Raw genomic sequence first — 23,490 nt, 5'->3', positions numbered from 1 at the left:
GCGAGTGGTGGTGCTTTGGGGTCGAAAAATCCTAGGGCGCATGGTGGTCTACCGGTTTGTGGACCACCAGCATGTCCTCGTCCAGCTCCCCGTCCGGGAAGAAGCAGGCGAACTGCTGGTCCGTCGCGGAGGACGCCGTTTCCAGGGGCGGTTCAAGGGTGAGGCACTTCTCCTGCTTGGCCGGCGGGAGTGCGGCGAAGACGGGACAGCGGGTGGCAAAATTGCAGCCCTTCGGTGCCTGCAGCGGCGAGGGCAGGTCGCCCTGGAGGATGATGCGTTCGCGGGTGCGTTCCAGCTGGGGATCCGGCACGGGGATCGCGGAGAGGAGGGCGCGGGTGTAGGGGTGGCGGGGGTTGTCGAACACCCGTTCCACGGCGCCGATCTCCACGATCTTTCCCAGGTACATGACGGCCACCCGGTTGGAGATGTGGCGGACCACCGAGAGATCGTGCGCCACGAGCAGGTAGCTCAAGCCCAGTTCGGCGCGCAGGTGGTCCAGCAGGTTAATGACGCCGGCCTGGACGGAAACGTCGAGGGCCGAGACGGGCTCGTCCAGGACCACCAGTTTGGGGTTCACGGCCAGTGCGCGGGCTATCCCGATCCGCTGGCGCTGGCCGCCCGAGAACTGGTTGGGGAAGCGGTTGACGTGGTCCGGCTGCAGGCCCACGAGCTTCATCAGCTCCATGATCCGCTTCCTGATCGCGGCCCGGTCCATGCCCGCGTTCTGCAGGGGCTCGGCAAGGACTTCGTACACCGTGAACCGCGGATCCAGTGCGCCCGTGGGGTCCTGGAACACCATCTGGAGTTCGCGCCGCATTTTGGCTTTGGTCCGGGCATCGGCCGCCTGCTTGTTGCTCAGGCCGCCAATCACCACCTCGCCGTCCTGGTCCGGGTGGAACTCCATGATTTCCAGGAGCGTGGTGGTCTTCCCCGAACCCGATTCGCCCACGATGGAGAAACATTCGCCTTCGCGGATATCGAAGCTCAGGCCGTCCACGGCCTTAACCGTGCCGATCCTCCGCTTGATCAGGGCGCCCCTGGTCAGAGGGAAGTGTTTCCGCACGTCCGTGAGCTGTAGGACGGTGGACCGCTCCTCCCTGGGAATGGCATCGAAGCGGGACACCGGCACGGGCGGTGCAGCGAATACGTCGTGCACATCCACGGTTCCGCCGAGTGAGCCGGACTTGATGCACGCCGCGCGGTGCCGGGCGCCGTCGTCAACGCGTGCCAGGGCGGGCTCACCGTCCAGGCACGCCTCCGAGGCCAGGGGGCAGCGGGGAGCGAACGAGCAGCCGGTGGGGGCGTGCAGCAGGTTGGGCGGCATGCCCTCGATGGGAACGAGCGAGGATTTCTCGGCCACATCCACGCGGGGCACGGCGCCCAGCAGGCCCATGGTGTAGGGCATCCGCGGGTTGTAGTAGATGTCATCCACGGCACCGGTTTCCACCGGCCTGCCTGCGTACATGACCATGATGTCGTCCGCCATCCCGGCCACCACGCCAAGATCGTGGGTGATCATGACCACCGCCGCGCCCGTCTCCTCCTGCGCCGTGTGGAGCACCTCCAGGACCTGGGCCTGGATGGTGACGTCCAGGGCCGTGGTGGGCTCATCGGCGATCAGGACGCGGGGGTTGTTGGCGATCGCGATGGCGATCATCACGCGCTGGCGCATGCCGCCGGAAAATTCGTGCGGGAAGGCCTTCAGCCTGTCCTTGGGGCTGGGAATCCCCACCATGGCCAGAAGTTCGACGGCGCGGGCTTCCTTGGCGGTCCTGCTCATCGTGGGGTGGTGGATAGTGAGCGCTTCGATGATCTGGGTGCCCACGGTGAACACCGGGGTGAGGGATGACAGCGGATCCTGGAAGACCATGGCGAGGTCGTTGCCGCGGTACTTGCACATGTCCTTGTCGCTGAGCCCCAGCAGCTCGCGGCCCTTGAGCCGGACGGACCCGGAGACCTGGGCCGTGGGCGGGAGCAGCCCCATGATGGCCAGGGACGTCACGGACTTGCCGGACCCCGATTCGCCGACGATCCCGAGCGTCTTGCCCGGCATCAGGTCGAAGTCGACGCCCCGGACGGCGTGTACGACACCGTTCTCGGTGTTGAAGCGGACGTTCAGGTCGCGGACGGACAGGACGGCGTCGCCGGGGGCGTGGAGCCCTGCCACGTGCAGGCGCTCCACGGCTGGACGTGATGGGTCCGTGGCTCCGGTGGTGGTTTCGCTGCTCATGCCGCCTTCTTTTCCGCGGTAATTTTCCGGGTTTTGGCTTTCTTTGCCTTGCCGCTGGAAGCGGAGCTGGGGTCAAAGGCGTCGCGCAGGCCGTCGTTCATCATGGCCAGGGAGCCGGTCAGCAGGAACATTACGGTGAGCGGCACCCAGAACATCCAGGGGAAGGTCTGCACCTGGGAGGTGGCCTGGCCGATCAGCACGCCCAGGCTCACGTCCGGGACCTTGATGCCGATGCCGATGAAGGAGAAGGCGACCTCGGCCAGGATGGCTGCGGTGACGCCGCGGGTGATGTCCAGGATCAGCAGCGAGCCGATGTTCGGCACCAGGTGCCGCCAAACGATCCGGCGCGGCGGGACACCCATGTACTGGGCCGCCTTGACGAAGTCACGCTGCATCAGCGACATGGACATGGAGCGGATCAGGCGGGCGGTGCCCATCCAGCTGAACACCAGCAGGACGATGATGAGCAGAAGCCACGAGGGCAGGTCGCGTTTCAGGCCTGCACCGCCGCCGCTGGTGGCTACAGCAACCACCAGGAGCGCCGGCATCATGATCAGCGCTTCGAGGATGAACAGCATGACCTTGTCCACCTTGCCGCCGAAGTAGGCCATGGTGCAGCCGTAGACCGCGGCAATCAGGACCGACACCAGTCCCACCACCAGGCCGATCAGGATGGAAATCCTGGTGCCCTCCACGGTCATGGCGTACAGGTCGATCCCTGCCTGCGACGTCCCGAGGTAGTGGTCGGCCGACGGGGGCATGCCGATGTTGAAGGGGTCGATGGTTTCCTTGTCCCATTGGGTGAAGAAACCGCCGATGAACGAGAAAACGGTCAGGGCCAGGAAGATGGCCAAGCCGGCCACTGCGGTCTTGTTGCGCAGGAAGCGGCGGAAGATGATGGTGGTTTTGCCAATGACGACGTCGGCGCTTTCCAGGTGCGCGTCCTGCGCCACTGCTGCCGGGTCAACGGCGTTCAGGTTGGTCATGGCTACTGCACCCGCACTCTCGGGTCGACAAGCGTGGTGGCGAAGTCCGCGAGGATGGCGCCCAGGGCGAAGATCACGGAGCCGTATGCCAAGGTGGCCGTGGCCGCGTTGACGTCCTGCAGCGAGATGGCGTCGATGCTCCAGGACCCCACACCCGGCCAGGCGAAGATCTTTTCCGCGAAGAAGCCGCCGGCGAAGATGGCCGGGATGGTGAAGGCGATGCTCTGGGCCACCGGAATGAAGGAGACGCGCAGTGCGTGCCGGGCAATGGCCTGGTTGCGGGTCAGCCCCTTGGCGCGTGCGGTGCGGACAAAGTCGGCGTTCACGTTGTCCAGCAGGTATTGCCGCTGGGCAATCTGGTACGCGCCCCACCCCACAAGGGTGATGGCAACCGTGGGGACTGCATAGTGGGCCAGCATGTCCACGAACTGGGCCCAGCCCGGCGCGATGCCGGGGGTGGAGATGCCGGTGACGAAGAAGATCCGGTCGCCCACGGATTCGTTGATGTTGATGGCGCCCAGCTGCACCAGGAAGTAGGCGATGGGCGCCGGCACGATGTACGCGAGGTAGCTGTAGGACGTGATGACCCGGTCCTGGAACTTGTACTGGCGTGCCGCCGAATAGACGCCGAGCGCGACGCCGATGACCAGGGTCAGGATGATCGATGCCAGGAAAAGCCGGGTGGAAATCCAGACCCGGTCCCCGAACTCGGCGTTGATGAAGGCGCCGTTGGGGCTGCGGCCCCAGTCCCAGCGGGTGACGATTCCGGTGAGCCAGTCAACGTAGCGCTCCCACGGGCTGAGGTCCGGGTCCAGGCCCTTCAGCCGCATGGAATTGGCCACCTGCTCCGGGGTGGGCCGGGGGATCCGTTCCTGCTCGAGCAGCGCCGGCTTAAGCGAGCTGACGGCCAGGAAGTAGCCGGCGGACGTGGTGAGGAAGATCATCACCACATACGTGATGCCGCGCTTGGCGAGGTACTTGAGCATGGGCGCTGCTGGATCCTTCCGTCTTCCCCGGACAAGCACGGGTTGTGCCGCCTCACCGGGTCCTGCACCAGCGGGTAGCTGGCCTCCCGCAGCCCTTAGGGCAGGTCCTGATGGACTATGTCGCGGGTCACATTCCAGAGGAAACTATCACAAGCCCCAACCCGAAAAGCGCGGGAATCCCCGGAAATTGGACGCGCCGTATCAGATCGTTATGAATAGTTCTGTGAAGCCCGCGTGACTGGACGTGGAGGAACGCCATCGCGTAACCTACGCGCCCGTGACAACCCGTGTCACAAGGTCGCGCCAGGATGTTGCCAGCCGTTCGCGTGTGACGCCATGTTCACGGATCAGGTGCAGGAGCCGCTCGGGATCGAGGGTGGCGTTGAGGGATCCGGCCATCAGCCAGGGTTCCGGGGAATCCATCCCGCCTTCGCGCAGCAGCATCTCCACATGCCGGTCCCAGAGGGCGGCGGCAGGTACTTCGAACTTTCCCCTGGAAGCATTTCCGGCAGCAAGCACCAGGTCCCCGTATTCCACCACGTAGGCGATCCGCTCGGTTCCGAAGGCGATCAGCCGGTCGAGCGGCGGAGCACCTGGCCCCAGTGGCGGCGGTCCGAACAGGAACCGGGCTTGAAACGCGGCCTCGGAGTCGTTCAGCAAGGTCAGCATCAACCCGGCCCGGCTGCCGAAGCGGCGGAAGACGGTGCCCTTGCCCACGCCGGCCTGTTCGGCCAGCCGGTCCATGGTGAGCGCAGCGGCCCCACCCTGCTCGATCAGTTCCCGGGCAGCCAACAGGAGGCGTTCCCGGTTGCGGGCAGCATCGCTGCGTTCCGCGGCCGTTACCGGGGTCATTCCCGGCCGCACTGGGATGGAACTCACACAGACAGTGTAAGCATGGGGAATATAAACGGACTACGGTCCGTTTAGTCTGGTGAAGGCTCCGCGAGCCTGAAGTTTGACCGATAGCGGCCCCCGCCGCTCCCCTAGCCAGGAGTTCCCATGACCAAGAGCACAGTACTTACCCTTGTCGGCAGCCTCCGCGCCGAGTCCACCAACCAGAAGCTGGCCGAAGCCATCCAGCTCAACGCCCCGGAGCAGGTGGACGTGGTGATCCACGAGAGCCTGGGCAACATCCCGTTCTACAACGAGGACATCGACGTCGAGGGCCAGGTCCCTGCCGCCGCCGCAGCCCTGCGCGCCGCAGCCGAGGAAGCCGACACCGTCCTGCTGGTCACCCCCGAGCACAACGGCACGGTTCCCGCCGCCCTGAAGAACGCCATCGACTGGCTGTCCCGCCCCTTCGGCGCCGGCGCCCTGGCAGGCAAGCCCACCGCCGTCGTCGGCACCGCGTTTGGCCAGTACGGCGGCGTCTGGGCCCAGGATGAGGCCCGCAAGGCTGCCGGCATTGCAGGTGCCCGGATCCTGGAGGACGTCAAGCTCGCCGTCCCCGGTTCCATGGTGCGCTTCGCCGAAGTCCACCCCAAGGACGACGCTGAGGTTGTAGAGCAGATCAAGGGCATCTTCGACACCCTTGCCGCAGCAGCTCCCGCCGCCTAGTCCCCCTGGCGCAGCGCCCGGCACGCAGCCCGCGTGCCGGGCGCTGCTGCATCCGGTGTTGCCGTGGCCAACTCTTGTCCCAACCGGTACCGTGCGGACATCTCCGCCGGCCGGCGCCGCCGTAGCGTTAATCCCCTGGACCTACCGGATCGGATTGCGGTGCCGCATGGCAAAAAGATGGAGCGGGGACGGGCGTGGGCGCGGTGCCCTGGCTGCGGTCGCCGGCTGCCTGGCGCTCCTGCTCTCCGGCTGCACGCCCAGCGGGGGCAGCGCCGGATCCAGCGGGGCCCCGCTGGCCCTCCTTCCCGCCACGGCGCCGGCCACCCCTTCCACCGGTACGGCCGGAGCGGCGCGGGAAAAACCGGACAGTCCCACGGCCCCTCCAGCCCCCGGCACCAACGCCGGGCCCGCGACTCCCCCGGTGACGGCATATTTCGTGATGGTGGACGACGGCGGCAGGCACGGTGTCCGCTTCGGCTGCAATGACAGCCTGGTTGGCTCCGCCCAGCCGGGAGGCTCCGGGGACGCCCGGCTCAAGGCGGCAATCGGCGCCCTGCTGGGTGGCGGCCGCCCGCCCGCGAACGCCTACAACGCACTGGGCTCTTCCCGGCTGACGTTCCTTTCCGGGAGCTTCGACGGAACCACCGTCACCGTTTACCTTTCGGGAACGCTGAACCAGGGCGGAACATGCGACCTCCCCAGGATCGAGGCCCAGCTGACCCAGACCGCCCTCGAAGCCGTAGGTGCCATCAGGGCCGACATCTACATCAACGGCGAAGGCCTGTCGGACTATCTGAGCCTGGATTAGCGCGCCGCCTGCCGTAAATCGCGTATAAACAGATGTTGCCTCGGAAGCAACAACGGGCTGTATCCTGACTCTGTGACCCACGAAACACTTGACGCCCCGGCCGGAACGCTGCCCGCCGAAGCCATCGATGCGATCGAGCGCGCGGCCACGTCCGCCCACCGCCACGAGGGACTGTTTTCCGAGCGGGCGGCCAACATCCGCCAGTCGGCCGTCCGGGATGTTTTCGACATCTCGCTGCGGGCGGGACTGGTTTCCCTGGCGGGCGGAAGCCCGTACCTGCAGTCCCTTCCCCTGGACCGCCTGGCGGCGACGGCGGCAAAAATCATTGCCGACGACGGACTCATGGCCCTTCAATACGGCGCCGGGCAGGGTACCGCGGAGCTCCGGGCACAGATCTGCGAGGTCATGGCCGCGGAGGGAATCCTGGATGCCCTGCCGCCGAACGTGGTGATCACGGCAGGCTCACAGTCGGCCCAGGACGTGGCCACCAAGCTCTTCTGCAATCCGGGAGACGTGGTCCTGGTGGAGGATCCCACCTACGTGGGCGCGCTGAACACCTTTGAGGCCTACCAGGTGCGGGTGGAGACCGTGGAGATGGACCAGTACGGCCTGGTCCCGGAGCTTCTGGAGGCGCGGATCGCGGCCCTGCAGCTTGCGGGCAAAAGCATCAAGTTCCTCTACACCATCCCCAACTTCAACAATCCCTCCGGGATCACGCTGGCCAGGGAACGGCGCCAGCAGGTGGTCGATATATGCCGCAGGGCGAATATTCTGGTCCTGGAGGACAACCCCTACGGACTGCTGCGCTTTGAAGGTGAGCCTTTGCCTCCCCTGCGCGCCGCCAACCCGGACGACGTCATCTACCTCGGCTCCTTCTCCAAGATCTTTGCCCCCGGCCTCCGCATCGGCTGGGCCCTGGTGCCTGAACACCTGCAGCGCCGGTATTACCTCGCCGCGGAATCGGTGACGCTCTGCCCGCCGGCCCTGAACCAGATGCTGGTCTCCGCCTACCTCCGCGACTACGACTGGAAAGGCCAGATCGAAACCTACCGCGGGCTGTATGCCGAACGCTGCCGCGCCATGCTGGCAGCGCTCAAGGAGTACATGCCGGCGGGGACCACCTGGACCAGCCCGCAGGGGGGCTTCTTCGTCTGGGTGACCCTGCCCGAAGGCATTGACACCTACCCGCTGCTGCACAAGGCGATCGATGCCGGCGTCGTGTTCATCCCCGGCGCCGCCTTCACGCCGTCGGACGAACCGTCCAACAAGCTGCGGCTCGCGTTCAGCGCCGTTCCCCCCGACGCCATCGCCGAGGGTGTGCGCAGATTGGCACCGGTGCTGCAGGAAGCCATGGCGGCGCTGTAGCGTAAGCCACACGAACGCCGAAAACCGAGCAAAGGAGCATGCATATGGGTGGAATCATCGTTGTAGGGGTTGACGGCAGCGAGACCGCGAAGAGGGCGGCGGAGTCGGCCAGGAACCTGGCTGCAGGACTGGGCGCTTCACTGCACGTCGTGTCAGCCTTCGACAGCGACCGGACCGAGGTCTTCGGCAGCGGCAGCGACCGGTGGATCGTGTCCGATGCCGACGCCGCAGAGCAGGTGGCACGGACCGTGGCTGAGTCGCTGGGCCGCGACGTCCCGGTCACCTATTCCGCAGCCCGGGGACGGCCCGCAGACGCCCTCATCAAGGAAGCCGTCCGCATGGATGCCCGCGTGATCGTCGTGGGAAACCGGCGCATGCACGGCATCGGCCGGGTCCTTGGCAGCGTGGCCAACAGCGTGGCCCACAACGCCCCGTGCGACGTGTACATCGCCAACACCTACGACGCCGACTAACGCGCGGAAGCCCTCCTGGGGTAACGCAGGACACCCCCCGTGGTGGCGGATATCGCTGCGGGGGGTGTCCGTTCTCACCGCAATATCAACAATTCAGCTGCTGGCGCAACGATAAAATTGGATGGGCCCCCAAAGGCGTGGACACTGCCGAATCCACCCCACAGCGAAGGGCTCCCCTTGATCACCTTGCAGCGCCGCCAGCTTGTTGGCCACGACATCCTCCTGGCCCGCCACGGCAACCACATCAGCTCCATGCGGGTGGACCGCAGCAATGACCGGGTGGTTGCGCTCCTTGATGACGGCAGCCTGGACAGCGCACCGAACCTCATCACCCCCGGGCTCCAGCTTCCGCAGACCGTGCGCAGCGTCCTGCGCGAGGACTGGAAGCTCCTGAGCGCCTGGGCCGGCATGGCCGCGCTCATGGGTGGCCTGATGACCGCCGCCGCTGTTGTGCTGGGAACCACCGCGGATCCGGCCATGCTCGAGGCTTTCACCGCATACGCCGCCTACTAAGCCCGGTTGGGAGCCTGAACGTTCAGGCCACCAGCCAGCCCTGCAGCACCCACCAGATCCCGGCCATCACCAGCCCCCCGAAGAGCGATCCGGCCACCACTTGGGCCAGGGAATGGGCCCGCAGAACCACACGTGACCAGCTGACTGCCGGGATCAGGAGCAGCAGCGGTGCCCACGCGGCGCCGAGCATCAGCACGGATACGACGGCGGCGCAGGACACGGCAGCGGCGTGGCCGCTCATCTTCCAAAACGGACTGACCACCGCCAGTACCGCCACGCCGCCCACCACCGCCAGGACCATCGCAAAGACGCTCTCCGGCGCATCCACGGCGCCCAGTACCAGCAGCCCTACGGCGATGCAGCCCAGCGCCATCAGCAGCACGGGTGCACGCTGCTTCCGGTCGCTTACATGGTGGTCCGTGACCTTGCCCAGCCTGACCAGGACCAGCAGCACCATCAGCGGAAGCACGCACACGAAGAGGGCCGCCAGCGCGCCGTAGCCGATGGTTCCCGGGAAACCCGGCTGGGCCAGCGGGCTGATCAGCAGCTGCAGGGAAACCACCACCGGAGGCTGGAAGACCTCCGTCAGCCACCTGGCTGTGCGGTTCCTGACCCGGATTGCCCCGTTGTCTATTGCCACGTCCTGACCCGGCGCCCTAGTCCAGGAGGAGCGCGGGCTCCTCCAGGATGGCTGCGACGTCGGCCATGAAGCGGGCGGACAGGTCACCATCCACCACGCGGTGGTCGAAGGATCCCCCGAGGGTGGTGATCCAGCGGGGAATCACCTCTCCGTCCAGGACCCAGGGCTTCTGCTTGATGGTTCCGAAGGCAACGATGGCCACCTCGCCCGGATTGATGATGGGCGTCCCGGTGTCAATGCCTAGGGCGCCGATGTTGGTGATGGTCAGCGTCCCGCCCTGCATCTGCGCCGGCTGGGTCTTCCCGGCCCTGGCCGTGGTGGCAAGGTCGTTCAGCGCCAGGGCCAGCTCCTTCAGGGACAGGTCCTGCGCATTCTTGATGTTGGGCACCATGAGGCCGCGCGGAGTGGCCGCGGCGATGCCCAGGTTCATGAAGTGCTTGACCTGGATCTCGGCGCTGCCGTCCTCGTTGTCCACCCAGGTTGCGTTCACGCTGGGGTTCCTTGCGGCGGCCCAGATGACGGCCTTGGCAAGGATGAGCAGCGGCGAGACCTTGATGCCCTCGAAGTCCCGGGAGGCCTTGAGCCGCTTGACGAATTCCATGGTGCGGCTGGCGTCGACGTCCACGAAGATGCTGACGTGCGGTGCCGCGAACGCCGATTCCACCATCGCCTTTGCCGTGGCCTTGCGGACGCCCTTGACCGGAATGCTTTCCACGCGCTGGTCCTGCGGCTTACCGGCCTTGCCCCAGAAACCGTCCGCCTTGTCCAGTTCGGCGTCGCGCTGCGCCTGGTAGCTCACCAGGTCCTCGCGCGTCACCTCTCCGCGGGAACCGGTGGCAACAACGTCGGCGAGATCGATGCCCAGGTCGCGGGCAATTTTGCGGACCGGAGGCTTGGCCAGCACCCGGTTGACCAGGCCCGTGATGGTGCCGCCAAGGGTTGGCCGGGTGTCGACGACGGCAGGTTCCGCGGCGGAAACCTCGGCGGCCGTGCGGGGCTGGACAGGTTCAACCTCCGGGGCGTTGACCGTCACGGCAGCCGCGGGTGCAGTCTTCCGCGGGCGCCGCTTGACGGCGTCGGCCTTGGGTCCTGAACCCACCAGGGGAGCGGCGGACGGGGTACCGGCACTCCCGGCCTCCCCCGCATCCGCTGAGAGCTTGCCGTAGAGCGGCTGGGCAGGAAATTCAGCGGGAGTAACGGCGGCGGGGACAGCCTGGGGCGCGCGGACGTCGGCGGGGGTCGGGTCCCCGGAAACGTCGTCGCTGACGCTGATGATGGCGGTCCCGACGTCGACAGTCACCCCTTCCTCCACCAGCAGTTCGGTGACTGTTCCGGCGAAGGGGGACGGCAGCTCCACGATCGACTTTGCGGTTTCGATCTCGCAGATGACGTCATTGACGGCGACGGTGTCACCGGGCTTGACCTTCCAGGAGACGACTTCCGCCTCGGTGAGGCCCTCGCCGACGTCGGGCAGGTTGAACTTGTTCAGGGTCATGGTGTCCTCAGTAGGAGAGGGCGCGGTCCAGCGCCTCCAGGATGCGGTCGATGTCCGGAAGGTAGTCTTCCTCCACCTTGGCAACGGGGTAGGGCATGTGGAACCCGCCGACGCGGATCACGGGCGCCTCAAGGGAATGGAACGCCCGCTCGCTGATCCGGGCTGCGATCTCGCCGCCGATTCCGCCGAACGTGGGAGCCTCGTGCGTGACGATCAGCCGCCCGGTCTTTCGGACGGAGGCGGTGACGGTGTCGAAATCGATCGGGGAGATTGACCGGAGGTCGATGACCTCGATGCTCCTGCCGTCCTCCTCCGCTGCGTTCGCGGCTGCCAGCGCCACGGGCACCAGGGGGCCGTAGGCCACCACGGTGGCGTCTGTGCCCTCACGAAGGACGTGGGCCTTGAACGGATCCTCCGACGGCCCGGGTGCCTCGACATCAACGTCGCCCTTGAGCCAGTAGCGGCGCTTGGGTTCGAAGACGATCACCGGGTCCTGGCATTCAACGGCCTGCTGGATCATCCAGTAGGCGTCATGCGGATTGGACGGGGTGATGATGCGCAGGCCCGCCGTGTGGGCGAACAGTGCCTCCGGGGATTCGGAGTGGTGTTCAATGGAGCCGATGCCCCCGCCGTATGGGATCCGGATGACCACGGGCAGGCTGAGGTTGCCGTTGCTGCGCGAATGGATTTTGGCGAGCTGGGTGGTGATCTGGTTGAAGCCGGGGAAGACGAAGCCGTCGAACTGGATCTCGCAGACCGGGCTGTATCCCCGGAGGGCCAGGCCGATGGCGGTGCCGATGATCCCGGACTCGGCCAGCGGGGTGTCCACCACGCGGTCCGGGCCGAACTCACCGATCAGCCCGTCCGTGACCCGGTAGACGCCGCCGAGCGGACCGATATCCTCGCCCATCAACAGTGATTTGGGGTGTGCGGCCAAAGTGGCGCGAAGGCCTTCGTTGATGGCCTTCGCGATGGTCATGGTGGTCATCAGTGGCCTGCCTTTGCTGCCTGCCCGGCGGACTCTTCCTCGCCGGCGAATCCTGCGCTGTATTCCTCGAACCACGCCAGTTCCTCGGCGACCAGCGGGTGGGCCTCCCTGTAGACGTTGGCGAAGGCCTGACGGATATCCGGGTTTTCAAGGTCGTGGGCGGTACGCCGGACGTATGCGGCCAGTTCGTCGCCGTCGGCCTTGACCTTGGCGAAGTAGGCGTCGTCCGCAAGGCCCTCGGCACGCAAATACTTCTCCAGGCGCGCCAGCGGGTCCTTGGCGCGCCAGGCGTCTTCCTCCGCCGACTGCCGGTACTTGGTGGGATCGTCTGCCGTGGTGTGTGCCCCGACCCTGTAGGTGAAGGCTTCGATGAGGACCGGCCCCTTGCCCTGGCGGGCGTGCTCCAGGGCCCACTCGGTAACTGCGTGCACGGCGATTACGTCATTTCCGTCGACCCGGATGCCGGGGAACCCGTAGCCCTTTGCCCGGTTGGACAGCGGAACCCGGGTCTGGACGTTGGTGGGCACGGAGATGGCCCAGTGGTTGTTCTGGCAGAAGAACACCACGGGGGCCTTGTAGGAGGAAGCGAACACCATGGACTCGTGGACGTCGCCTTCCGAGCTGGCACCATCGCCGAAGTACGCGATGACGGCGGCATCCGGCTCCCGGCCTGCCGCGTTAGATGCGGCGGCGAGCTTCTGGTCACGCTGGATCCCCATCGCGTAGCCCACGGCGTGGAGGGTCTGCGCAGCCAGGACCAGCGTGTACAGGTGGAAGTTGGTGTCCTTGGGGTTCCAGCCGCCGTTGGAAACACCGCGGAACTGGCGCAGGAGTTCGGCCAGGTCCACGTTGCGCGTAAGGGCCACGCCGTGCTCGCGGTAGGTGGGGAAGATGTAGTCCTGCGGCTGGCTGGCCCTGCCCGATCCGATCTGTGCTGCCTCCTGGCCGGTCAGCGGGACCCACAGCGCCAGCTGGCCCTGGCGCTGGAGGGCGGTCGCTTCGACGTCGAACCGGCGGATCGCGGCCATGTCGGCGTACAGGCCGCGGAGGGCCTCAGGGGTGAGCTTGTCCGCGTAGTCGCTGAAGACCGGATCGGTGCCCAGTTTCCCGTCGGGGCCGAGCAGCTGCACCATCTGGGCCGCGGGCTCGCCCATCACGGCTTCAGCATCGGCTTCCCGCTGGTCGTCTACCGCTGTTCCGTCGAACTCGGTGGAAGGCAGATGAGTGCCCATACCGTCTCCTTGCTTGCCGCATCCGGATGCAATGCAATGTCGCTGGGATATATGCCGTACGGGGAATACATTCCCGGCACGGCATATACATTGGCTTACTGATCCTAACTTTATCTTCGGTAAGTAGCGGGAGGGCTACTTGTTAAGTGCTAGGAAGTTGCCGGTGCCTTTGTATAGTCGGCACACAACTGGAGGAATCGGGTATTCGCTTCGGGTTCTCCGATGCTGACCCGCACGCCCTCTCCGGCGAATGCCCGGACGGACAGGGCGCGTGTCCCCGCCAGCTCTGCGAAAGCAGTACTTTCGGCGCCAAGCGCGAGCCAGACGAAGTTTCCCTGGGCATCCGGGACCGCCCAGCCCAGGTCCCGGAGACCCTCGGTTACCCGGGTCCGCTCATCCACGAGTTTTTGTACCCTTTCCACAACCTGGGCGTAGTTCTCAAGGGAAACGATTGCTGCCTTTTCGGCTATCTGGGATACCGCGAAAGGTGTTGCGGCGACCCTGAGGTACTGGGTCAGTCCGGGGTGGGACACGCTGTAGCCAACGCGCAGCCCGGCCAGGCCGTGCGCCTTGGAGAAGGTACGGAGCACCACCACGTTGGGATATTTCCGGTAAAGGTCGATCCCGTCCACGGCGTCCTCCGCCCTGACGAACTCCTGATAGGCCTCATCGATGACCACCACCACTTCTGCCGGGATGGAGCGGATGAACGCTTCGGTTTCGGCTGCAGTAAGGGCAGGGCCGGTGGGGTTGTTGGGCGTGCAGAGCAGGATGACTTTGGTGCGGGCGCTCACCGCAGCCGCCATGGCCTCGAGGTCATGCCGTCCCTCGGCGGTCACCGGAATGCGTACGCTCTCTGCGCCGGCCAGGCCCACGCTGATGGGGTACGCCTCAAAGGACCGCCACGCATAGATGACCTCGTCCGCTTTGCCGTCCTCGTTCTGGCCGGCAAAAGCAGCGAGGATCTGGTTCAGGGCACCCAGGCTTCCCGCTCCAGTGACGATGTCCTCCGCCGGTACGCCCAGGAAATCCGCGAGCGCCGCGCGGAGCTTGCTGCTCAGCGGGTCCGGGTACCGGTTGAAGTCCGTCTGGCCGGCGATGGCCTCGAGGACGGCCGGGATGGGCGGCAGCGGGTTTTCGTTGGAGGACAGCTTGTAGCTGGCAAGACCGCTGACGGCGGCCGGCGGTTTTCCTGCCGCGTAGCGGGGCAGCCGGTCCAGCACCGGGCGGGGTGCGATGCCGCCCGCCCTGGTATCAGATGAAGTCATGGCTCCTAGCCTACGTCCAAGGTCCCGTGGGAATCCGGGGGCCAGTCCCCGAAAAATCGGGGGACGCCGCCATCCTCCCCCATGGGACGGTATGGAAGCATGGTGCCATGGCTTCATTCATCCTTCGGGTCATCGTCAATGCCGCAGCCCTGTGGGTGGCCAGCTGGCTGCTGCCGGGAATGGACATCTCCAGCACGGCGGCATCTGATGCCGTAGCCAGGACCGGCATTTCGCAGGACACCGGGACGATCGGCATTGTCCTGGCCTACCTGTTCATCGGCCTTATCTTCGGCGTGGTCAACGCCTTCGTGCGGCCGCTGGTGCGGCTCCTCGCGCTTCCCATCACCATCCTGACACTTGGCTTGTTCGCCATCGTCATCAATGCAGCCATGCTGTACCTGACGGCCTGGATCAGCAGTTACACGCCGGTGCACCTCACGATCGATTCTTTCTTCTGGACTGCGCTGCTGGCCGCGGTCATCATCTCGCTGGTGTCCCTGGTGGCGGGTTTGCTGCCGGGCGGCAGGCGCTGACTCCCCGGCGCATCGCCCCTCTTTCGAAGAGCCCCTCCCCCGGAAAGCCTGCCCTCCCGAGTAGGAGGACGGCGGAGAACAGGTACCCCCTAGGTACCGCTCCCCGGGACAGCAGGAAAAACTCCAGTACCTGCCACCCATGACCCCCACGGGACCAGCCGCCTAGGCTGCAAACCGGGCCCCAAGAGGCCCGTTGCTGTCAGTTCCGGAAAACGGGGGCCCACCATGAAGCCCATAAGGTTGCTGCTCGCCGCCTGCCTGCTTATGACATGGCAGGCCGGCCCCGCCCATGCAGAATCGGACCCTGCCTTGCAGGGCGGCGGCCCTTTGGGCAATGACATCTCCTGGCCACAGTGCGGCTCTGATCTTCCGGCGCCCCCGGCATTTGCGGTCGTGGGCGTGAACGGCGGCCGCCCGGACACGGTCAACCCGTGCCTGGATGCCCAGCTGGCGTGGGCGGACCAGAGCGTGGAGTCGGCCGGTGGAACGCCGGCGGCGGTGTATGTGAACACGGCCGCGACCGGGCCCGCGGAGGGGTTATGGTGGCCGGCAGACAACACCTACGGTGGCGCCGCCGTCAGCAACCCGTATGGATTGTGTGACGGCACCGCGTCCCCGGCCTGCGCTTATGTTCACGGCTACGCCATGGCTGCCGTTGATGCCGCAATCCTGAAGGGGGTGGACGGCGGCGGGGTACGCCGGCTGTGGTGGCTGGATGTTGAAACCGGAAACAGCTGGTTATGGGACAAGGCAGCCAATGCAGCTGAGCTGGAAGGCATGACCGCCTACCTGCAGGGGACCGGCGCGGATGTGGGGATCTATTCCACTTCCTACCAGTTCGGCGAGATTGTGGGCGGGGTAAGTCCTGGCAGCAACCTGTACGCGCTCCGGAACTGGTTGGCCGGCCCCGATTCGGCCTGGTCCGCCAGGGAATATTGCGCGTCCGACCCCCTGACCCCGGGCGGGACCGTCACCACAACCCAGTTCACCGAGAACAACCTGGACTACAACTACCGCTGCCCGGGCGCCCCTCCGGCACCCGCTCCGGCGCCCGTTCCAGCACCCCCTCCACAGGCTGCCCCGCAGCCCTCCCCACCTGCCCCGCAACCCGAACAGCCCCGCTCCACCCGGTACGTGGAATTGCACGCCGCCCAGATTTCGTAACGGCGGCAACAGCCAGGGAGAATCAACACCTACCTGGCCCCCGGCTGCGGCCGCCCGGAAAAGGGATCCCTCCGGTCCATGGGCGGAGCGGGCGGCGGAGGCTTCGACAAGGAAAACCGGGTGGCAGTGGCAGCCCCGCCGGCACCGAGTACCCCGCCCAGTACCGCGGTGGACTGGACCAGCGACGGATCCTTGCTGGCGCCCACAAGCTCCGCCGCCTCCTCGTAGCCGGTCAGCCGGTGCCCGGGCCCCAGGCCGGCGTCTTCTCCGCCGCGCACGTACAGGTCATTGGTTACGGTCACGGTGACCTGGTTCCGGGCGTCCCGGTTGGGCAGGCCATCAGTGCCCGGCACCCAGTCCGTGCGGTGTTCGAGGTGAAGCGTGCTGACCTCCGGCGGGGGCGCGATGCGGGCAACGGGAGATCCGGCAGTCAGGACGTACTTCATGCGGTACTCCCTGAGGACGTCCTCGTCCGCCGCCAGGTTCATGGCATGGATGCCGCCCTGGCTGTATCCCACCGCCACCACATCAGCTCCCGGTTGCGCACCGGCGGCCCGAAGTGCCTGGAGGACAGCGGCATTCACCTGCTCCGAGTTGCTGCCCATCCCGTCGACAATGCCGGAAAGATCGAAAGGATTGGTGCCGTGGTCGGCGTCGTTCATCTGTGTCCCGGGAACCACCACGACGTAGGCCTTTCCGCCGCCGGTATCCACCTCGATAACTTCGATGTAGCCGCTGCCGCGCTCCTCAATCAGCCTGACCCGCTCAAGCAGCCCGGCGGGGGTGGCGTCGAGGTCGATGCGCAGGCGCTCTTCCTGCCTGACTGTTACAGGGCCTGGGCGCAGCGACGGGACGAGCCAGCCAACCGCCGGTTTGATGCCGGGAAGGACCGTCACGGCGTTCGCCAGCACTGATTCAGTGGCATCACCGTTCAGGAAGCCTGTCCGCCAGAAATCCACGTGCTTCTGCAGTTCCATGTCCGGTTCCGACAGACCCAGCATCCACTGCATATGGGCAGTGGATTCGGCCATTTCGTAATCCCACCTGCAGCTGCGCACCTGTCCACTGATCCGCTGCAGTTCCAGGCGGATTTTCAGGACCGCATCCCGCGCCTCCACCACCGCGATCAGCGCCGCGGAGCCTGTGGCGCGGGGCTGGTCCTGGTAAGGACAAAGCTCCTGCCAGGCCCCGAAAAGCTCCGCCTCAACGGCGGTGAGCCCCCTGGCGAGCCCATCCAGCTTCGCGGCCCCCGCCTCCAGCTCCTCCAGCTGCACCGTAATGCCGCCCACGCCTCCGGATATTGTCAGGATTCCGTCCGGAGGAGGCGGCGAAACATGAAGGGGACCGCCTGAGCCGGAGGGAGTTGCGTCCGCCATCAGAACCGTCCGTCAGCTGGACAATCGGCTGTCAGGGCTGCCTGGGCATGGACGGCCACCGCGGCAGAAGCCTCCCGGATCCGGTCCAGGGCCCGCCGTACTGCCACCGCCTGAAGGCTCACGGAATCCCGGTATGCCTGTCCGGCCGGCGACTGCCAGTCCTCCAGCTGGATCTGGTGAAATCCCGCCAGCACCTCTTCGGTCCGGTCCGAACACCGGGCCACCTTCCTGCCCACTTCCTGGACTGCGAGGCTGATGCCCAGCCCGCCACCCCATATCCCGTCCATCAAACCGTCCCCCCGTCCCAGCTTCCTGCCCGCCGTCCGTCCCGGCCTCCCCGGCCTCCCCGGCCGGACAATCCGCCCCAACCGCGCTGCTCCCAACGCTAGGCACGCGCCGCTGCCCACGTAAGCGCCGCCGTCGGCTATGTGCACAAGTAACGTGGACGATCCGCTTAAGGCGCTGCCGGACTTCATGAAAGAATCAGCACATGCCTGAAACTGCCGCCACAGCTGATACCCGTACGCCCTCAGGACGCCTGGCCCTCGCCGCGTCATCGGAAAAAATCGCTCTTGGACCCCTGGACGGCCGTTACCAGTCCGCCGTCGCGCCCCTCGTGGACTACCTGTCCGAGGCCGCCCTGAACCGGGACCGCGTGGCCGTGGAAGTTGAGTGGCTTATCCACCTGACCAGCAACAACGTCCTTCCCGGCGCCGGACCCCTGAGCGCCGAACAGCAGGACCGGCTCCGCGCCATCGTCACCGAATTCGATGCAGCGTCGGTGCAGGAGCTCGCCGACATCGAAGCCGTGACCGTGCACGACGTGAAGGCCGTGGAGTACTACATCGGCCGCCGCCTCCCTGCAATTGGCATTGAAAACCTGACCGCCATGGTCCACTTCGGCTGCACCTCCGAGGACATCAACAACCTCTCCTACGCGCTCGGCGTCAAGGGTGCTGTGGAGGACGTGTGGCTCCCGGCAGCCCGCGCCCTGGTGGCACAGATCAGCAGGATGGCGGAGGACAACCGGGCGGTCCCCATGCTGTCCCGCACCCATGGCCAGCCGGCCACCCCCACCACGCTGGGCAAGGAACTGGCCGTGATCGCGCACCGCCTGACCCGCCAGCTGGACCGGATCGCGAAGACCGAATACCTGGGCAAGATCAACGGTGCCACCGGCACCTACGCCGCCCATGTGGCCTCCGTCCCCGGCGCCGACTGGCAGCAGGTCTCCAAGTCGTTCGTGGAAGGCCTGGGCCTCACCTGGAACCCTCTCACCACCCAGATCGAAAGCCACGACTGGCAGGCCGAGCTCTACGCCGACGTAGCCCGCTTCAACCGCATCCTGCACAACGTCTGCACCGATGTCTGGAGCTACATCTCCATTGGCTACTTCGCGCAGATCCCGGTGGCCGGGGCAACCGGCTCGTCCACCATGCCGCACAAGGTCAACCCCATCCGCTTCGAGAACGCTGAGGCCAACCTCGAGGTCTCCAACGGCCTGCTGGACACCTTGGCCGCCACCCTGGTGACCTCCCGCTGGCAGCGCGACCTCACAGACTCCTCCAGCCAGCGCAACATCGGCGTCGCATTCGGGCACTCCCTTTTGGCCATTTCCAACGTGGCCAAGGGCCTGGAGCGCCTGGATGTTGCCGAGGACGTCCTGGCAGCGGACCTGGACACCAACTGGGAGGTCCTCGGCGAGGCAATCCAGATGGTGATGCGGGCCGAGGCGATCGCCGGCGTCGAAGGCATGGAGAACCCCTACGAGCGCCTCAAGGACCTCACCCGCGGCCAGCGCGTGGATGCCGCCCGCATGCAGGAGTTCGTGCAGGGCCTGGGCCTTTCCCCGGAGGCCGAGGCACGCCTCCTGGCTCTCACCCCCGGCCGGTACACCGGCATCGCGGACCAGCTGGTGGACCACCTGAAGTAGGCACTGCGCCAGCAGGCCTGCCGGAAGGGCAGGAATTTACGACGGCGGCGCCGGGCTCATGTGGGCCCGGCGCCTTGGGTGTGGAGCGGCAGCGCCACGGACAGTTCCGCTTTGCGCCCGCAACAAGCCGGGGGTGGGAAACTGGGAACATGAAGTTGCTCCTGATCCGCCACGGCGAAACCCCCGGCAACGTGCTGGGCCAGCTGGACACCGACCATCCCGGCCCCGGGTTGACCGAACTCGGCGAACGGCAGGCAGAAGCCATGGCGCGGGCCCTTGCCAACGAACGCATCGGAGCGCTGTACGCGTCCACGTTGATCAGGACGCAGATAACGGCCGCGCCGCTGGCACGCCTGCACACCCTTGACGTTGAGGTGCTTGAAGGGCTGCACGAAATCGAGGCCGGATCACTGGAGAAGCTCACCGACCACGAATCCCATAAGCGCTACATGGGCACCGTGATCTCCTGGGCTGCGGGCGACCTGGACCGGCGCATGCCCGCGGGGCCCGACGGCCACGCCTTCTTCGACAGGTTCGATGCTGCCATCGCGCTGGTGGCCGGGCGGGCGGAACGCCAGCAGCACGGCACCGTTGCAGTGGTCAGCCACGGGGCCGCCATCCGTACCTGGGCGGGGCTGCGGGCCGAGGGCGCAGACCACGAGTTCGCTGCCCGCCATGTCCTGGCCAACACCGGAATCGTGGCACTCGAAGGCAGCCTGGCGACCGGCTGGACCCTGATCCACTGGGACGGAAGCCCCGTGGGCGGCCTTGCCCTGGCAGACCCGACCGCGGAGGACCCGACAGGTCGGGACGTAGCCGCCCCCTAGGCCTGCTGCCGGTGGCGCCGCGATGGACGTGCCCGCAGCGCGGGACAAGGACGGGCGTCGATCCCGCCGGGCAGGCTCCCGCGGACCCCTTGAACGCCTGGGCTGCGGGACGGCACCCCGGGCACAAGCCGGGCTGCCATCGCTGCGGCATCTGCCGCCGTCGGCCGTTCCCGGGGATCCATGGCGGTAACGGACCGCAGCAGGGGCACCCAACCGCCGAGGTGGCCGGGGACGTCCGGGGACCGCAGGGTCCGGGCCACGAGGGATTCGATGGCGGTGCCGGGAAACGCCTTGGTGCCCGTGAGGAGCTCCAACAGGACCAGCCCCATGGCGTACACGTCCCATGACGGAGCCGCTGCCCCGCCGGATGCCTGCTCGGGACTCATATAGTGCACTGTGCCGGACGAAATTCCGGGCTCGGGCGCCGAGCCGGTGGCCGTGGCAATTCCAAAATCGATGATCCGGACGGGACTTCTCCGCAGGCCGCTCAGCATCAGGTTTGCGGGCTTGATGTCACGGTGCACAAGACCGTTGGAGTGAAGGTACGCGAGCGCACCGAACAGGCCGCGGGCCCAGAGGGCCACATCAGCGGGCGTGGGGCTTTCCAGCCGTAGGGTTTCGGACAGGGTTGCCCCCAGGGCCAGCTCCTCCACAAGATAGGGCCGTCCCGCATGGGTCCCGCCGCCGCCCACCACGCCTTGACCCAGCAGCCTCACGATGGATGGGTGGGTGAGGCCGGCGAGGACGGAAGCTTCGTTCCGGATCCGCTGATGCTGCTTCCGGCCGCTGGCTGCCGCGATCTTCACGGCCACCTCCGGACCGCCCTCAAGGTCCACCGCCCGAAAGACTTCGGCAGCTGCTCCCCTGCCCAGGCGTTCCCTCAGCTGGTAGCGGCCTGCCAGCGGCCCAGCGGCATTCAGCGACGAGTGCGGCAGCGCCGGCGCTGCCGTCCCCGTGGCGCTCATGCGGGAAAGGCTGCGGTATGGTGGGCGCCCCTGGAATCAGTTGTCCATGCATCGAGCTGGAACCCGCAGGCGCAACGCCACACAGGCGGAAGTTCGGTACTTCCGGCACCGGTTGGGGCGAAGGTGTAGCTGGCGCGCTCCCACCCGAGTGCCGGGGTCACCAGCTGCATCGGTGAACCGCAATGGACGGCGGCCTTTCCCTGCGGCGCTGTGGTGCCGTCCAGGGTGGATCGCGTCAGGTCCAGGAGCCCATCAGGGGTGGTCGCAGCCATGCCGGGCTCACGCGGTGAAACTTCGGTGAAAGAAACCAACACACTCACGACTCCGTTGGGAAGCAACTTTGGGAACAATCGTAAGCTTACATATAACTAGCTGAACTAGCTAGTCAGGCTAGTGAACTTTTAATTCCGCACTTTCGGCCGCCTGGAGCGATTCGGTCATGCGCTGGAGGAAGTCGACCACAGTCCGGGCCTCCTCTGCGGTCAGGCCTTCCGCAACCGCCATCATCCGGCGATGCATGGCACCAAGGGTCTCCCGGACCTCCTTGTCCGACTCCACCGTGGGGACCACCACCACGGAGCGGCGGTCGGAGGGGTGCGCCTCCCGGCGGACATGCCCGCTGGCCACCAGGCGGTCAATCAGCGAGGTGGTGGAAGCGCTAGTAATATTGAGGAACCGGCTGAGATCCTTGGGGACAACCTGCTTGCCAGACGCCTGGACCCTCAGCAGGTACCGCAGGGCAAGGATGTCCGTCTCGCCCATACCCATGGAATCCCTGGTGCTGCGGCGGATTTCGGTCTCGGCCGCCCGGTAGTCCCGGAGGGCCTTCAGTACCGCCGCACTGTAATCCAGTTGCCCGTCGGGTCCGTACCAGTAGCCGGATCCCTCGTTGCCCATAGAAGCCATGGGATCATTTTAGACCAACTGGTAACTAGACCACCAAGTAACTTCCTTTCCCGGCTGCTCCTGGCGTTATCCAGGTGCTAACCGCCAGGAAACACCTGCGTAACTCCCCGCGCCTAGCCTTATCAGGCATACCCCTCCGGCGAATCGAGGCAGATATGCAGACCAACCCCAGGCTCAACATCCGGCAGGTCTCCTGGTCGAATCCCGTTGGCGCGGACCTTCGCCGCGCGCAGCAGGCCGAACTCGACGCCCGCTTTGGCCGGCCCGACCACGAGCCCGGTCCGCCGCCGTCGGGAGCAGACTGCGCTGTCTTCCTGGTGGCATACGACAAAGGATCGGGGCAACCGGTGGGCTGCGGCGGGCTCCGGCTCCTGGATGGAACAACGGCCGAAATCAAGCGGCTCTACGTGCTGCCGTACACCCGGGGCTCCGGCGTTGCCAGCTCCATCCTCGCGGCACTGGAAGCAGAAGCATTCGGCCAGGGAATCACCAGGATCAAGGCCGAAGCCGGATCGGCACAGCCTGACGGCCGGAACTTCTACGAGAATTCGGGGTTCGAACCCATCCCGAACTTCGGGCCCTATATCGGCGTGGAGCACTCGCACTGCTACGCCAAGCGCATCAACGCCCACAGTGCCGCCCAGACCGCCATGGCCTAGCACCCGGTCCGTCACACTCGGATTGCGGGCAGTGGCTTCGGCTAATCTCGGCCTATGGAAACAGCAGACATCACCTTCCGGACCCGCAAATGGGTCCGGCCCGAGGACCTCAATGCCAACGGGACCCTCTTTGGCGGCAGCCTGCTGAAATGGATCGACGAAGAAGCCGCCATCTACGCCATCCTCCAGCTGGGAAACGGCCGCGCAGTCACCAAGTACATTTCGGAGATCAACTTCGTCAGCTCCGCGGTCCAGGGCGACCTGATCGAAATGGGACTGACAGCCACGCGGTTTGGCCGGACCTCACTGACCATGCGCGCCGAGGTCCGCAACATGATCACCCGGCAGAGCATCCTCACCATCGAGGAGATCGTTTTCGTGAACCTGAACCAGGAGGGCAAGCCCGAGCCGCACGGCTATACGGAAATCACCTACGACAGGGACAGGATCCCCACCCACCACCTCAGCGGGACCGCCGTCAAGGACTGACGCCGCCCACGGCCAAGGTTTTCCCCCGGTTCACGCCGAGGGCCCCCGCCGTTTCCCCGACTGGACCAAAGTGAGCAGCCGGGCTGTTTATCGAATC

At 66.3% G+C, this 23,490-nt stretch carries 25 protein-coding genes; 11 read left to right on the top strand and 14 right to left on the bottom strand.

Features of this window, described 5'->3' with window-relative positions:
* Positions 1-31: 31 nt before the first annotated feature.
* The 4 genes from BACI349Y_RS01015 to BACI349Y_RS01000 all read right to left on the bottom strand — a co-directional run bounded on the left by BACI349Y_RS01015 (position 32) and on the right by BACI349Y_RS01000 (position 5,081).
* Positions 32-2,230, bottom strand: a complete 2,199-nt coding sequence (locus BACI349Y_RS01015) for a dipeptide ABC transporter ATP-binding protein (RefSeq protein ID WP_159629660.1) — start codon at positions 2,228-2,230, stop codon at positions 32-34.
* Complete coding sequence (locus BACI349Y_RS01010) at positions 2,227-3,216, bottom strand: ABC transporter permease (protein ID WP_159629658.1); 990 nt, start codon at positions 3,214-3,216, stop codon at positions 2,227-2,229. Before BACI349Y_RS01010 ends, BACI349Y_RS01015 begins: the two co-directional genes overlap by 4 nt.
* A gap of 2 nt (positions 3,217-3,218) precedes the next feature.
* Positions 3,219-4,202, bottom strand: coding sequence for an ABC transporter permease (locus BACI349Y_RS01005; protein WP_159629656.1), 984 nt, complete (start codon positions 4,200-4,202; stop codon positions 3,219-3,221).
* A 267-nt stretch (positions 4,203-4,469) separates the two neighbouring features.
* Positions 4,470-5,081, bottom strand: coding sequence for a TetR/AcrR family transcriptional regulator (locus BACI349Y_RS01000; protein ID WP_374114974.1), 612 nt, complete (start codon positions 5,079-5,081; stop codon positions 4,470-4,472).
* 120 nt (positions 5,082-5,201) lie between these two features.
* On the opposite strand from BACI349Y_RS01000, the gene BACI349Y_RS00995 reads away from it, so the two are divergent.
* The 5 genes from BACI349Y_RS00995 to BACI349Y_RS00975 all read left to right on the top strand — a co-directional run bounded on the left by BACI349Y_RS00995 (position 5,202) and on the right by BACI349Y_RS00975 (position 8,918).
* Positions 5,202-5,759, top strand: a complete 558-nt coding sequence (locus BACI349Y_RS00995; RefSeq protein ID WP_159629654.1) for an NAD(P)H-dependent oxidoreductase — start codon at positions 5,202-5,204, stop codon at positions 5,757-5,759.
* Positions 5,760-5,925: 166 nt separating this feature from the next.
* On the top strand, positions 5,926-6,567 hold the full coding sequence (locus BACI349Y_RS20205) for a GerMN domain-containing protein (protein ID WP_236560677.1): 642 nt from the start codon (positions 5,926-5,928) through the stop codon (positions 6,565-6,567).
* A gap of 72 nt (positions 6,568-6,639) precedes the next feature.
* Positions 6,640-7,932, top strand: coding sequence for an aminotransferase-like domain-containing protein (locus BACI349Y_RS00985; RefSeq protein WP_159629652.1), 1,293 nt, complete (start codon positions 6,640-6,642; stop codon positions 7,930-7,932).
* Between the two features lie 44 nt (positions 7,933-7,976).
* Positions 7,977-8,405 (top strand): universal stress protein, encoded by a 429-nt coding sequence (locus tag BACI349Y_RS00980; RefSeq protein WP_159629650.1) that lies wholly within the window; start codon positions 7,977-7,979, stop codon positions 8,403-8,405.
* A gap of 177 nt (positions 8,406-8,582) precedes the next feature.
* The gene (locus BACI349Y_RS00975) at positions 8,583-8,918 is read left to right on the top strand and encodes a hypothetical protein (protein WP_159629648.1); all 336 of its coding nucleotides are present in this window, start codon (positions 8,583-8,585) and stop codon (positions 8,916-8,918) included.
* 22 nt (positions 8,919-8,940) lie between these two features.
* On the opposite strand, the gene BACI349Y_RS00970 is transcribed toward BACI349Y_RS00975, so the two are convergent.
* The 5 genes from BACI349Y_RS00970 to BACI349Y_RS00950 all read right to left on the bottom strand — a co-directional run bounded on the left by BACI349Y_RS00970 (position 8,941) and on the right by BACI349Y_RS00950 (position 14,541).
* A complete protein-coding gene (locus BACI349Y_RS00970) occupies positions 8,941-9,558 on the bottom strand; it encodes a phosphatase PAP2 family protein (RefSeq protein WP_159629646.1) in 618 nt (205 codons plus the stop codon).
* 16 nt (positions 9,559-9,574) lie between these two features.
* Positions 9,575-11,053 (bottom strand): dihydrolipoamide acetyltransferase family protein, encoded by a 1,479-nt coding sequence (locus BACI349Y_RS00965; protein WP_159629644.1) that lies wholly within the window; start codon positions 11,051-11,053, stop codon positions 9,575-9,577.
* Between the two features lie 7 nt (positions 11,054-11,060).
* The gene (locus BACI349Y_RS00960) at positions 11,061-12,041 is read right to left on the bottom strand and encodes an alpha-ketoacid dehydrogenase subunit beta (RefSeq protein WP_159629642.1); all 981 of its coding nucleotides are present in this window, start codon (positions 12,039-12,041) and stop codon (positions 11,061-11,063) included.
* The gene (gene pdhA, locus BACI349Y_RS00955; protein WP_159629640.1) at positions 12,041-13,273 is read right to left on the bottom strand and encodes a pyruvate dehydrogenase (acetyl-transferring) E1 component subunit alpha; all 1,233 of its coding nucleotides are present in this window, start codon (positions 13,271-13,273) and stop codon (positions 12,041-12,043) included. The genes BACI349Y_RS00960 and pdhA overlap by 1 nt, the downstream gene beginning before the upstream one ends.
* A 149-nt stretch (positions 13,274-13,422) precedes the next feature.
* A complete protein-coding gene (locus BACI349Y_RS00950; protein ID WP_201302371.1) occupies positions 13,423-14,541 on the bottom strand; it encodes a histidinol-phosphate transaminase in 1,119 nt (372 codons plus the stop codon).
* A 107-nt stretch (positions 14,542-14,648) separates the two neighbouring features.
* Here BACI349Y_RS00950 and BACI349Y_RS00945 point away from each other — a divergent pair, with 107 nt between their 5' ends.
* Positions 14,649-15,074, top strand: coding sequence for a phage holin family protein (locus BACI349Y_RS00945; protein ID WP_159629638.1), 426 nt, complete (start codon positions 14,649-14,651; stop codon positions 15,072-15,074).
* A gap of 264 nt (positions 15,075-15,338) precedes the next feature.
* The gene (locus BACI349Y_RS00940; protein ID WP_236560675.1) at positions 15,339-16,238 is read left to right on the top strand and encodes a hypothetical protein; all 900 of its coding nucleotides are present in this window, start codon (positions 15,339-15,341) and stop codon (positions 16,236-16,238) included.
* Between the two features lie 29 nt (positions 16,239-16,267).
* On the opposite strand, the gene BACI349Y_RS00935 is transcribed toward BACI349Y_RS00940, so the two are convergent.
* The gene (locus BACI349Y_RS00935) at positions 16,268-17,527 is read right to left on the bottom strand and encodes a hypothetical protein (RefSeq protein ID WP_159629634.1); all 1,260 of its coding nucleotides are present in this window, start codon (positions 17,525-17,527) and stop codon (positions 16,268-16,270) included.
* Positions 17,528-17,613: 86 nt separating this feature from the next.
* Positions 17,614-17,901 (bottom strand): hypothetical protein, encoded by a 288-nt coding sequence (locus BACI349Y_RS00930; protein WP_159629632.1) that lies wholly within the window; start codon positions 17,899-17,901, stop codon positions 17,614-17,616.
* Between the two features lie 203 nt (positions 17,902-18,104).
* Here BACI349Y_RS00930 and purB point away from each other — a divergent pair, with 203 nt between their 5' ends.
* Together purB and BACI349Y_RS00920 are read left to right on the top strand one after the other, a co-directional pair.
* Positions 18,105-19,547, top strand: coding sequence for an adenylosuccinate lyase (gene purB, locus BACI349Y_RS00925; RefSeq protein ID WP_159629630.1), 1,443 nt, complete (start codon positions 18,105-18,107; stop codon positions 19,545-19,547).
* 149 nt (positions 19,548-19,696) lie between these two features.
* A complete protein-coding gene (locus BACI349Y_RS00920) occupies positions 19,697-20,374 on the top strand; it encodes a histidine phosphatase family protein (protein ID WP_159629628.1) in 678 nt (225 codons plus the stop codon).
* On the opposite strand, the gene BACI349Y_RS00915 is transcribed toward BACI349Y_RS00920, so the two are convergent.
* The 3 genes from BACI349Y_RS00915 to BACI349Y_RS00905 form a co-directional block, all read right to left on the bottom strand.
* Positions 20,371-21,339 carry a serine/threonine-protein kinase gene (locus tag BACI349Y_RS00915; RefSeq protein ID WP_159629626.1) on the bottom strand — a complete coding sequence of 323 codons (969 nt, stop codon included), beginning with the start codon at positions 21,337-21,339 and terminating at the stop codon, positions 20,371-20,373. The genes BACI349Y_RS00920 and BACI349Y_RS00915 overlap by 4 nt on opposite strands.
* Positions 21,336-21,611: a hypothetical protein gene (locus BACI349Y_RS00910; RefSeq protein ID WP_236560674.1), complete on the bottom strand. Its 276-nt coding sequence runs from the start codon at positions 21,609-21,611 to the stop codon at positions 21,336-21,338. The genes BACI349Y_RS00915 and BACI349Y_RS00910 overlap by 4 nt, the downstream gene beginning before the upstream one ends.
* Positions 21,612-21,729: 118 nt before the next feature.
* On the bottom strand, positions 21,730-22,245 hold the full coding sequence (locus BACI349Y_RS00905; protein WP_159629622.1) for a MarR family winged helix-turn-helix transcriptional regulator: 516 nt from the start codon (positions 22,243-22,245) through the stop codon (positions 21,730-21,732).
* A 155-nt stretch (positions 22,246-22,400) separates the two neighbouring features.
* Between BACI349Y_RS00905 and BACI349Y_RS00900 the strand changes: the two genes are divergently transcribed.
* Positions 22,401-22,904: a GNAT family N-acetyltransferase gene (locus BACI349Y_RS00900; protein WP_159629620.1), complete on the top strand. Its 504-nt coding sequence runs from the start codon at positions 22,401-22,403 to the stop codon at positions 22,902-22,904.
* Between the two features lie 54 nt (positions 22,905-22,958).
* Positions 22,959-23,393: an acyl-CoA thioesterase gene (locus tag BACI349Y_RS00895; protein WP_159629618.1), complete on the top strand. Its 435-nt coding sequence runs from the start codon at positions 22,959-22,961 to the stop codon at positions 23,391-23,393.
* Positions 23,394-23,490 lie beyond the last annotated feature (97 nt).

The sequence above is a fragment of the Arthrobacter sp. 8AJ genome, assembly GCF_902506025.1.
In the GTDB taxonomy this organism is placed as follows: Bacteria; Actinomycetota; Actinomycetes; order Actinomycetales; family Micrococcaceae; genus Arthrobacter.
The sequence above is the reverse complement of the archived record's forward strand: the minus strand, read 5'-3'. Positions and strand labels throughout refer to the sequence as shown.

Excerpts from the sequence above, each read along its gene's own strand:
- BACI349Y_RS00905 (WP_159629622.1), bottom strand. The coding sequence starts at position 22,245 with ATGGCTTCTATGGGCAACGAGGGATCCGGCTACTGGTACGGACCCGAC.
- BACI349Y_RS00900 (WP_159629620.1), top strand. The coding sequence starts at position 22,401 with ATGCAGACCAACCCCAGGCTCAACATCCGGCAGGTCTCCTGGTCGAAT.
- BACI349Y_RS00920 (WP_159629628.1), top strand. The coding sequence starts at position 19,697 with ATGAAGTTGCTCCTGATCCGCCACGGCGAAACCCCCGGCAACGTGCTG.
- BACI349Y_RS00930 (WP_159629632.1), bottom strand. The coding sequence starts at position 17,901 with ATGGACGGGATATGGGGTGGCGGGCTGGGCATCAGCCTCGCAGTCCAG.
- BACI349Y_RS00910 (WP_236560674.1), bottom strand. The coding sequence starts at position 21,611 with ATGGCTGCGACCACCCCTGATGGGCTCCTGGACCTGACGCGATCCACC.
- BACI349Y_RS00895 (WP_159629618.1), top strand. The coding sequence starts at position 22,959 with ATGGAAACAGCAGACATCACCTTCCGGACCCGCAAATGGGTCCGGCCC.
- BACI349Y_RS00995 (WP_159629654.1), top strand. The coding sequence starts at position 5,202 with ATGACCAAGAGCACAGTACTTACCCTTGTCGGCAGCCTCCGCGCCGAG.
- BACI349Y_RS20205 (WP_236560677.1), top strand. The coding sequence starts at position 5,926 with ATGGCAAAAAGATGGAGCGGGGACGGGCGTGGGCGCGGTGCCCTGGCT.
- BACI349Y_RS00915 (WP_159629626.1), bottom strand. The coding sequence starts at position 21,339 with ATGAGCGCCACGGGGACGGCAGCGCCGGCGCTGCCGCACTCGTCGCTG.
- BACI349Y_RS00950 (WP_201302371.1), bottom strand. The coding sequence starts at position 14,541 with ATGACTTCATCTGATACCAGGGCGGGCGGCATCGCACCCCGCCCGGTG.
- purB (WP_159629630.1), top strand. The coding sequence starts at position 18,105 with ATGCCTGAAACTGCCGCCACAGCTGATACCCGTACGCCCTCAGGACGC.
- BACI349Y_RS00965 (WP_159629644.1), bottom strand. The coding sequence starts at position 11,053 with ATGACCCTGAACAAGTTCAACCTGCCCGACGTCGGCGAGGGCCTCACC.
- BACI349Y_RS00940 (WP_236560675.1), top strand. The coding sequence starts at position 15,339 with ATGACATGGCAGGCCGGCCCCGCCCATGCAGAATCGGACCCTGCCTTG.
- BACI349Y_RS01015 (WP_159629660.1), bottom strand. The coding sequence starts at position 2,230 with ATGAGCAGCGAAACCACCACCGGAGCCACGGACCCATCACGTCCAGCC.
- BACI349Y_RS00945 (WP_159629638.1), top strand. The coding sequence starts at position 14,649 with ATGGCTTCATTCATCCTTCGGGTCATCGTCAATGCCGCAGCCCTGTGG.
- BACI349Y_RS00960 (WP_159629642.1), bottom strand. The coding sequence starts at position 12,041 with ATGACCACCATGACCATCGCGAAGGCCATCAACGAAGGCCTTCGCGCC.
- BACI349Y_RS00980 (WP_159629650.1), top strand. The coding sequence starts at position 7,977 with ATGGGTGGAATCATCGTTGTAGGGGTTGACGGCAGCGAGACCGCGAAG.
- BACI349Y_RS01010 (WP_159629658.1), bottom strand. The coding sequence starts at position 3,216 with ATGACCAACCTGAACGCCGTTGACCCGGCAGCAGTGGCGCAGGACGCG.
- pdhA (WP_159629640.1), bottom strand. The coding sequence starts at position 13,273 with ATGGGCACTCATCTGCCTTCCACCGAGTTCGACGGAACAGCGGTAGAC.
- BACI349Y_RS01005 (WP_159629656.1), bottom strand. The coding sequence starts at position 4,202 with ATGCTCAAGTACCTCGCCAAGCGCGGCATCACGTATGTGGTGATGATC.